The 10,214-nt window shown below is 32.6% G+C and carries 9 protein-coding genes; 8 read left to right on the top strand and 1 reads right to left on the bottom strand.

What is annotated here, in order from left to right; all coding sequences use genetic code 11:
- The 4 genes from ACFSR0_RS05565 to ACFSR0_RS05550 all read left to right on the top strand — a co-directional run.
- Positions 1-252 (top strand): ATP-binding protein (locus ACFSR0_RS05565; protein WP_379980732.1); only part of this gene is annotated, 252 nt, incomplete at its 5' end.
- Between the two features lie 254 nt (positions 253-506).
- Positions 507-992 carry a hypothetical protein gene (locus ACFSR0_RS05560; protein WP_379980730.1) on the top strand — a complete coding sequence of 162 codons (486 nt, stop codon included), beginning with the start codon at positions 507-509 and terminating at the stop codon, positions 990-992.
- A 419-nt stretch (positions 993-1,411) separates the two neighbouring features.
- A complete protein-coding gene (locus ACFSR0_RS05555; RefSeq protein WP_379980728.1) occupies positions 1,412-1,870 on the top strand; it encodes a helix-turn-helix domain-containing protein in 459 nt (152 codons plus the stop codon).
- 5 nt (positions 1,871-1,875) lie between these two features.
- Positions 1,876-3,108 (top strand): MvaI/BcnI family restriction endonuclease, encoded by a 1,233-nt coding sequence (locus ACFSR0_RS05550; RefSeq protein WP_379980726.1) that lies wholly within the window; start codon positions 1,876-1,878, stop codon positions 3,106-3,108.
- A 24-nt stretch (positions 3,109-3,132) separates the two neighbouring features.
- Here ACFSR0_RS05550 and ACFSR0_RS05545 read toward each other — a convergent pair whose 3' ends face one another.
- Positions 3,133-4,713: a DNA cytosine methyltransferase gene (locus ACFSR0_RS05545; protein WP_379980724.1), complete on the bottom strand. Its 1,581-nt coding sequence runs from the start codon at positions 4,711-4,713 to the stop codon at positions 3,133-3,135.
- Between the two features lie 372 nt (positions 4,714-5,085).
- Here ACFSR0_RS05545 and ACFSR0_RS05540 point away from each other — a divergent pair, with 372 nt between their 5' ends.
- The 4 genes from ACFSR0_RS05540 to ACFSR0_RS05525 all read left to right on the top strand — a co-directional run bounded on the left by ACFSR0_RS05540 (position 5,086) and on the right by ACFSR0_RS05525 (position 10,183).
- Positions 5,086-6,213: a DNA cytosine methyltransferase gene (locus tag ACFSR0_RS05540; protein ID WP_379980722.1), complete on the top strand. Its 1,128-nt coding sequence runs from the start codon at positions 5,086-5,088 to the stop codon at positions 6,211-6,213.
- Between the two features lie 94 nt (positions 6,214-6,307).
- Positions 6,308-6,934, top strand: a complete 627-nt coding sequence (locus ACFSR0_RS05535; protein WP_379980720.1) for a hypothetical protein — start codon at positions 6,308-6,310, stop codon at positions 6,932-6,934.
- A complete protein-coding gene (locus ACFSR0_RS05530; RefSeq protein WP_379980718.1) occupies positions 6,918-8,108 on the top strand; it encodes a DUF262 domain-containing protein in 1,191 nt (396 codons plus the stop codon). Before ACFSR0_RS05535 ends, ACFSR0_RS05530 begins: the two co-directional genes overlap by 17 nt.
- A gap of 1,007 nt (positions 8,109-9,115) precedes the next feature.
- Positions 9,116-10,183: a Fic family protein gene (locus ACFSR0_RS05525; protein ID WP_379980716.1), complete on the top strand. Its 1,068-nt coding sequence runs from the start codon at positions 9,116-9,118 to the stop codon at positions 10,181-10,183.
- Positions 10,184-10,214 lie beyond the last annotated feature (31 nt).

Genomic DNA, 10,214 nt, shown 5'->3' with positions numbered 1-10,214 from the left:
ATTCTTGATGAAATGGGGTATGTCCCTTTTACTAAGGAAGGAGCTGAGCTGCTTTTCCAATTAATCAGTGATTGGTATGAGACAAAAAGCGTCATTTTAACTAGTAATTTAGAGTTCAGTCAATGGAATAAGATTTTCATTGATCCTCGATTAACAGCGGCATTGGTGGATCGTCTGATTCATCATGCACACATTCTAAGCTTCACCGGTGAGAGCTTCCGATTAAAAAATGCTCTATCAAAATCAAACTAATCAAAGAATCATTTCAGGATGCAGCGCTGTGTAGTTTTTCTCTGCAATTTTATGTATAAAAGCCTTGCAAAATACACTAGTTCAGTATTAATAACAAAACCATATCAGATCGAACAATTTCTTTTTAGAGTTAATAGAAGTATTGAGGAGAGAGGTAAGTATCTAAAAGGAAAATTGAATAATAAAGAAACTAGTGAATGGCCAAAAAGTGCAGAGGAGCTATGGAATAAAGAAAATAGATTGGAGAATTAATTTTGGCAAGAGTAAATAAAACAGTTCGTCTAGCGTATGAAACTAAATTATGGATTGATGAACTAATCAATATCAAAGAATTAGAGTTAAGAGAAGAAATAAATAATGGGATTATTTCAAAATTAGAAGAAGATTTATTTAGTATTAATTCTGAAGTTTTAAATGGAGTATCTTGTAATGTAATTTTGAAAGTAACAAGTGGTAGTGTAATAGAACAAGCATATAGAAATACGAAACATTATTATCTGGAAGATTGGAGTAAAATCCAAAAACTAATGAAAAGAAAGTTATCGGAAGTAGACTATTCAGAGGAAACAACAGTTACGCCAAGATTATATATAGATGATGAAATTTTAAGTGGGTTGGAAACTTACCAAGATACTTGGCGTTCTAAAGAATCAGGCAAAAGATTAATAAGACTTAGTTATGTAATAAAGTTAGTAGTATTTGCAGAATACCATTCTAAAATTGAAGGAAAAAATATTTAGGTTTAGCGACTTAAATATTTTTTTAGAAAACAATATGTATATTTGTGTTAACACTATAGAAAGAAGGGGATGTAGGATGTTTATAAAAAATGAATGGATAGAGGTTGTATATCCTAGAAAATTGAAACTCAATTGGAAAATAATTTATATGTTTATTTTTATACTAAATATAGTTTTATTGAATGTATTTAAAGGTTTATCATGTGTGTACTTTTATTCTGCCATAAACACCCGGGGCTAACACAAAAAACATCTAGAATCGATTTGGCTTCGCCATCGATCCTAGATGTTTTTTTGCTTGTTCGCCTTAAGTCAGAGATATTCTCTTTGAAAAACCATTGAAAAATGAAGTGTAAGAAATAAAATGCTGGTTTTATAAAGTATTCTAATTTAGAAGATATGGAATTGGGAGGATGATTATGGAGACTTATATTAAACAGAATATCTATTTCATAATGAATCAAAGAGGTATAAGCACTTCGAAGCTTTCAGAGAAGTCTCATATTTCTGAACGAACTCTGTCTGACATATTAAATTTGAAAACAATAGATTATAATCCCAGACTTTCTACACTCTACTCAATAGCTAACTCTCTTGACGTTAAACTATTAGATTTATTTGTAAGAAGTGAAAACATGGATTGGTCTCAAGATACAGACCTTTCTCAAGATGAGTATTTGCAGATACTAAGAGGGAATTTTAGTAAATCTATTAATGGTAAAAGACATAATGCGGTGAGTATTTATCCAGATTTGAGCGAATCAACAATCAGTAAGATTTTGTCAGGTTATGAGACAAATCCGAAATTGTTAACAATTGAAGCTATTTCTAGAGTAACTCAGATGAGTATTAGTGAATTATTTACAAGAGGAGGATAAGAAGGATGATTTTTACACCTTATGTTGATGAACTGGAAGTCATTAATGAAATTCATAAATACAATGACTGGGAATATTCTTTAATACGTTTGACGTCTACTATGCTGGAGAAGAATAATACTGATGCCAATGCAATTTTTCGCGATATGTTATATAAAAAAAATTTAGTAGATTATGAAAAATTAATTTTCGGAGGAAAGAATGGAATCAAATTAAGTGCGAGTTTCCTTTTTAATGACTGGACTCAGGAGCACATTATGAATTTTTATCGTGTGAATAATAAACGGGGAGATCGGCGATTTTCGATTTACGGGATTAGCGATATAGTGAAATCTGGATTGATAAGGGAAGGAGATCTATTATACATGACTATTGTCAATCAACATTTAGTCGTGCTTAATGTAACACGTAATACTCCTACTAATGAGATTCTTGGAGAAGTATTCGGCATCAATATTATTAATGAAGCTCTAGCAAGACTGATTTCTAAGGTTCGTGATATTGCAAAATTTGGGTATCATATAAATGAATTTAGAACTGGGAAACCTTCTCCCAGAGATGCAGGAGATACACTCGAGAAACTTTTGGGAATTAAAGCTAATAACAGTCAAGAAGCTGATTTTGAAGGCTTGATTGAAATTAAATCGAAAACTTCAAAAACAATGGATACTTTATTTACCTTGAGACCTCGATTTGAAGGAACACCAGTAGCTAGTTATGAACCTAAAGATAGAAGTAGAGTATCTGTTTTTGCTAGATTATATGGTTATGAATCAGATAAACATCCTGAGCATAAAAGTTTGTATATAACAATCGGTTCAGAGAAGGTACCGCAAAATTCATTTGGATTCTTTTTATACGTTAATGAGGAAGATAGAATAATTGAATTAAAAAAAGTGAATCATATTGGAAAATTCGAAGTCACAGCATTTTGGACATTTGATGAATTAGAAAAAGAACTTCATAAAAAACATAAAACAACAATATGGTTAGATGTAAAAACTAAAATGATTGGAGAAACTGCTGCTTTTAAATATGAATCAGCAGAGGTGTCTCGTTCTCCTCAATTTTCAACGTTTTTATCATTGATTCAGTCAGGAGCTGTTACTTATGATTGGAGAGGCTATACAACACCGAGTGGACCGTATTCTGGAAAAAATCATGGGAACGCATGGCGTATTAAAAATAAGATGAGATCACTTTTATTTGGTAGTATGGAAAAAGTTGATTTAATATAAAAGATGAGGAGTCGCTTAGACTCCTCAAATATTTTCATTAGATAGCTTTTTGTTTGTTTTACTACAAGCTTTATAAACTTCATCTGCGATAGCTTTTGCTAATAATGGAGGTACAGCATTACCTACCTGTGTAAATTGCGGAGTCTCTTGCGCTCTCTTATTTCCCCCGGTTGTTCTCTTACCGAGAAACTCGAAACTATCATCAAATGATTGTAGGCGAGCCATTTCTCGAACTGTGAGTATTCTATCGAAAAAAGGATGGATAAAATCATCAGGTAAAGTGACCATTGTTGGTGATATAGATTCCGAATTTAATCTTGTTCGGATACCTTTCTTAGTAAAAATTGCTTCAACCATATCATCAGTAATTTTACCTTTTAACAATGATTCACAATATTCCTCTTCGGTAATTGTTTGGTTAAGCTTTGGACTGATTTTATTCCAAAACACTTTTGTAGTGAAAATACTAGCAGATAATCTTTTTGCTAAAGAACAGAGTGTTTGATTGAAATTATTCTCGATATTTTCTGATTGATATTGGAATAATAGTGCTAGCTGTCGATTAGTGTAATAAATCCACTTATCATTCACCTGAATGTTATTTAGATTAAGGTCTCTGATAATTTGATAAACTATTTTAGTATTTTGATTTGAATTTAATTGAAAAAGACTATCATAGAATAAGTAAGGACACTCTTTTTTGAGATTAATTCCTGTTTGTCTTAATCGAGTAACAGCCTTTTTACGATTCTCTCCTTGTTTATATAAAGAAAAACGTTCGACAATTGTATCATCATGCTTTGAAACTTCCATATTAGTTAGTTGAGTCCTACTGAGTGGAATTTTTTTCTTAATAGATTTTGTTCGCCCGTTTTTACTAATAGATGAATAGTTAGTAGAGTATTTCCATGGGTTCTTTTCATACAAATCTCCAAAGGCATCGAAAATGGATACGTCTTCATTAGTAGCTGTTGGATATTGAATAGGGTGAACATCGTTACGGTACGCTAAAAATACAACTCTATTTCGTTGTTGTGGTACACCGAAATTTGCAGCGTTCAATACTTGGACGTCTAGGACAGTGTAGCCAAGATCTTTAAGTTCTAAATTTAAAATATCTTTTACGAGGTTCTGACCATCATAAAGGTTATCTGATAAAACACTTGGGAAATCTAGCATGTACATATCCAGTAATCCAGTAACATTCTCCATAACTACATACTTTGGACGTAAGTCTCTAATAATTCTCAGATATTCATGGAACAACATATTTCTAGGATCACTAGCATTACGTTTTCCAAGCCGGCTGAAACCTTGACATGGAGGACCGCCAAAAATTACGTCAATGTTTCCTTTTTTAAATTTATTTCCATACTTCAAGCTATTGATGCTGTCGAAAATCATCTCAGATGTCAATTCTTTAATATCTGCTAATTCAAAATGTGTATCAAAACCTTCGATGAAGCCAAGTTGTTTGTGACGATTTGTATAAGTTTCTTCAACCATCGGACTTTTATCACTGGAGAAAATAATATCAAAACCAGCTTGTAAAATTCCTTCGCTAAATCCACCAGCACCACAGAATAAATCAATTGCGTACGGCATCGTGTGCACCACCTTTAAGGGATTTCTCTATGAGAGAGTATAACAGAATTGCTTCTTCAAGTCCAGGGGTTAGCTCAAATTGTTAACGTATTGGATCCTCAGTATAATATACGCAAAAAAGTTTAAAAATTTTCTAATAAAAATCATATGAATTTTATTAGAAAGAATAATCAACAAAAAAATTCTGTAGATTTCATGCTATTTTTGAAGATACAGTATGATTAAGGATTTTTAATCAAACGCTGGGAATAATGTATCTACTTTATTGGCTAATAGAGTATAATAGGATGAACATTGTGTATATGATGATAACAATATTCCGAATAACTTCTTAAATGATGTGCCGGATATTGAAATAAGGAGAATAGAATTTTGAATAGGCAGAAAAAAATATCCATTTTTTCCTTTTTTTCAGGTAGTGGTTTTTTAGATTTAGGGTTTGAAAAAACAGGGTACGATATAGAATTAGTTAATGAAATTTCAGCACCTTTTTTAGAAGCTTATATCTACTCAAGAGAGAAAATGAATTTATCAGTCCCTAGATTTGGATATCAAAATCTTGACATCAATGAGTATTTTACTGGTCAGAGAAAAGAACTTATGAAGCATATTAAAGAGGTTAGGGAAGAAAATAGGGTTGTTGGATTTATTGGGGGACCACCCTGTCCAGATTTTTCTGTAGGAGGTAAGAATAAAGGTAGAGAGGGAGAGAATGGGAAATTATCGATGAATTACGTTGACCTAATCATTGATATGAAACCCGATTTCTTTCTTTTTGAAAATGTAAAAGGGTTATGGAAAACTTCGCGGCATAGAGAATTCTACGAAGAGTTTAAACATAAGCTACATAGTGCAGGATACTGCACTACTGATAGATTGACCAACTCTTTAGAATTCGGAGTTCCTCAAGATAGAGAAAGAATCTTTCTTTTTGGATTACAGAAAAAAAAATTGAATAAAACGCAATATCAAAATAGTGAGATATTAGATTTTCCATGGGAAAATCAAATTAGATATGAGATGGACGAAATAAGAAGGGTCAACTGGCCGCTTGTGGATGATTTTAACCCTAATAAACACATTATATGTCCAAACGAGTGTATTCCAGAGCTTACTGTTGAGTATTGGTTCCAAAAAAATGAAGTTTATAATCATCCGAATACTTATGATCATTTTAGACCACGTGCAGGATTAACGAAAATGAAATCCATATCTGAAGGTGATGTTAGCAAGAAATCTTATAAGCGATTGCATCGATGGAGATACTCTCCTACTGCTGCATATGGGAATAACGAAGTTCACTTACATCCATATAAAATAAGAAGAATATCTGCATCAGAGGCACTTGCAATTCAATCATTACCTTCTGAATTTGAGTTGCCCCATGATATGAGCCTATCTAATATGTTCAAAACAATTGGTAATGGTGTACCATTTTTACTCTCTGAAGGTATAGCTACAACCATTAAGGAGTATCTATCTTTAAATAAAATGATATAAGAAAGACTAGCCAAAAGATAACAAAGGTTTATAAGGTTTCCTCAACAAATCGGAAGATTAAAATCTTAAATATAATATACAAGGAGAGCTTGTTTTGGTTTATACTTTGGATGAAATAAAGTCTGACATAGAAGAACTGACCTCAAATGAATTCTATTCAAAACATATCCTTCGTTCTGATAATTGGTATTTTGAAAAAGTAATTGGTAGAGACAAAGAGGATTCAATAAGGTTGACCGATGATTTTAAAACAATCGTCAGTCAGTCCTTGCAAATAAGTTTTCATAATATATCTATCGTTGGAAGTAGTAAGATTGGTTGTAGTTTAGCACCAAAGACTGGCCAAAAAGATAAACTGTTCAGACTTTTTGATGAAGAAAAATCAGATATAGACATTGCTATCGTATCGGATAAGCTTTTTCAAAATTATTGGAGTCTTTTTCGAAAATCTTACAGTCCAATTAACAAAGCTCACTATAGTAAAATTTCGAGAGGGATATATCGTGGCTATATAAATGAAAAAAATTTAGAATTAATAGACGGTTGTAGAAAAGAATGGAATGCTCTTTCTTCGGAATCAAAGAAAATACTTCGAAGAGATTTATATATTCAACCAGACATTACTTACCGTTTATATCGAAGTTGGGAAGATTTTGAAGAATATCATATTCAATCATTAAATGAAATAAGAAAGGAGAAAAATAATGCCACAATTATTTAGTCGAAATTCTCAAACTGTTGATTTAATTAATGAAAAGGTAAATAAAGAAAATCTTATCATAGATACAACTTATCAGAGACGTAAAGTTTGGATGCCACAAGATAAGGTTCGATTGATAGAAACAATTCTATTAGGATATGTGATTCCTGAAGTTTATTTTTGGCCAGCTGAAACTGATCCCTCAACAGGTAAAACAATTACGCATATTGTAGATGGACAGCAGCGAATAGCTGCAATTATTGAATTTATAAATGATGATTTTCCACTAAATGAAAAATATCTGTTAGATGGCAATATAAAATCATTGTACGGAGGCAAACGTTTTACCGAACTGACTGATGAGGAAAAAGTAAAAGTCTGGAAATATAAAATTTTCGTAGTAGACATTGATCATGAGGTTAGTAAAGAAGAAATAAAACAAATGTTTTATAGACTGAATCTTACCAATTATAGTCTTAACTCTCAAGAGAAGTTGAACAGTATTGAGAGTGTGTTTGGTGATGTTTCAGAAGCGTTATCTCAATTAGATTTTTGGAAAGACTGTAGAGTATTTAGTGCAGCTGATGCTAGAAGAATGCAAGATGTGCGATATTGTTGCTCAATCTATATTTTAGCTAATGAAGGAATTGTAGGCCAAACTGACGACAAAAAAATTACACAATACTATACTGATTATTGTGGTAGTTTTGATGAAAGTGGAGAATTAAGGAAGAAAGTTGATCAAGCCATAGACATTATATCAAGTTTATTAGATAAATCAACTCAAAGTTTTTTATCAAAGAAAGCTCAATTATACACGATGTTTAGTGTTGCGTTTAAAATGATTGAAAATGATTTGCAAGTTTCTCAAGATATATTTGGAAAGTTTAAATTGTTTGTAGAAGCCTATAATAGATTTAGAAATGAATATGATTTAGATTTCTCTCAAAGCGATCTAAGTGAAATAAATGAAAGTATAAAAAAATACAAGTTGGCTTCATCAGAAGGAATCAACAAGGTAAATAATCGAGTAATAAGGTTTGAAATACTTTATAAAATTTGTGTAGAATCTAATAATGATATTAAAGAGAAGTTAATTGAAGTTGCAAAGTGCTACAGAAATAAATACGATCCTCAGATGGTTCTGTTTGAAACTTTGGATAAAGAGGATTTAGATTTATTAGAAGAAAACTAAACAATTCGTTTTGGTCATGTTAAATTGTTGAAAGTTATTGACATTGTAGTTTTCTTGATGTGATGAAATTGTTATTTTTAAATTTGATTGCTTGACTATGATGATGCTCCACCCACTTAGAGAATGAAAAAATTGATTGGCGTTGAGTTTTCTAGTTTATTCGCCAATGCGAAAGGATTCGTTAAAGTCAAAAGATTCAGTTATGTAAGAAAGTCATTGGTTTTATATTGTGTTGAAGAAGCACCTGAGAAGGAGCACTTCTTAAGGATTATGGCTAATGCGATTAATGATTTTTAGGTTAAATTTCTTTGTTATATTATAAAAGTAGTTGTGTTCTGGTTTGTAAGGTATTTTTGTGTACGCTATTAGGTACGGATAGCTTGAAATCATGTGAAACTAGTTGGAATTTAAACTTTTACGAATTGTCTAGAACGCTTGATTTTAAAGCATATTCAATCTAATTCAGTTATTTATAGGCAAAAACCAGGTCTTAAGAAAGCTCGTAAAGCTTCTCAATTCTCTAAGCGTTAATCGCTGGAGTCGTTGGCAATTTATTGCCTTACGAATACAGTATGGGACGGAGATTTCAAGGAAATCGAGGACCATTCATTACAACGATACGGACACTTTCCAATTTTTGGAGGGTGTCTTTTTTATGTTGTTAACAAAAAATGTCACATGAATTCGAAAAATAGATTAAATTTCCATAAAACTGGCGAAATCATCCAGAATATTTTTTAAAGATGCGCCGGATTCAATAAAAGAGAAGTCTGAGTATGTCTCATTTGATGTACAGTTCTTTTATAAAAATCAAGAAGGTGGAAAAAATTGTAACTTATGATAGTAGTTAGATGAGAGAGAGTAATATAATCGCTTTTATCTTGGAATCGCAATCCGTGACTGGTTGACTATGAATTATTCAGGGTTAAAAGAAAATTTTTTTATTTTCTCCGCCATTATTTGTTTTTCTCCGCCAAATAAGATAAAATGGCGGAGAAAAGAGGTGGATGGCGGTGAAAGAATTTGATTACCGGGAGTTGAATAAGCTCACTTTTAGTCATGATCTGCTGAATATGCTGACCAAAATTCATGAGTATAAGGGGAAGCAAGAACTGTATATTGCCACAAAACCAGAGATTTTAAATAAGCTAACGAATCTCGCTTTGATTCAAAGTACAGAGGCATCTAATAAGATTGAAGGAATTGCGACAACAGATGGCCGCTTGAAGCAAATCGTAGCGGAAAAAGTACAGCCTCGTAATCGGGATGAAGAAGAAATTGCCGGTTATCGAGATGTGTTGAAACTGATTCATGATAGTTACGAGTATATTCGCGTCGTGCCCAACGATATTTTAACGTTACACAAAAATCTTTATAATTACTCGGCTAAAAGTTACAAAGGTAAGTTTAAAAGTGGCGATAATGTTATTACGGAAAAAGATCTGGATGGTAACGAGCGCGTTCGTTTTGTGCCAGCACCAGCTTATTTGATACCAGACCTAATTGAAGAGTTGTGCTACCAATACAATCAAGCAATTCAGAAAGTTGAGATTGATCCGTTACTGCTGATTCCTTGCTTTGTTTTAGACTTTCTCTCAATTCATCCATTTAGTGACGGGAATGGGCGGATGTCCCGTTTATTGACGTTACTACTGCTGTACAAGTCAGGCTATCTAGTCGGCAAGTATATTAGTATTGAGATGCTGATTGAAGAATCAAAACAAACCTACTATGAAGCGTTACAGGCAAGTTCTGTGGGATGGCTGGAAAATGAGCAAGATTATACGCCGTTTGTTCGCTATCTTGTGGGGATCATTTTGCGTGCGTATGAAAACTTCTCAGAACGCTTTGAAATCATTATTAACCATGAACTAACACCAGCAGAGCGGGTAGTAGAGGAACTAGAAAAGTCCTTTGAACCTCTAAGTAGGGCTGATCTAGAGAGTTTGTTGCCGGATATTAGCCAGCGAACGATAGAACGGGCATTGGCTGAGTTACAAACAGAAAATAAGATTCAAAAAGTTGGGCAAGGACGTGCAACGAAGTATCAGCTAATAAATGAATTCAAATCGTAATATAATTCACGGGCTATTAATAGAAGCATAA

The organism is Enterococcus camelliae, from assembly GCF_042685105.1.
GTDB classification, from domain to species: domain Bacteria; phylum Bacillota; class Bacilli; order Lactobacillales; family Enterococcaceae; genus Enterococcus_G; species Enterococcus_G camelliae.
The sequence above is the reverse complement of the archived record's forward strand: the minus strand, read 5'-3'. Positions and strand labels throughout refer to the sequence as shown.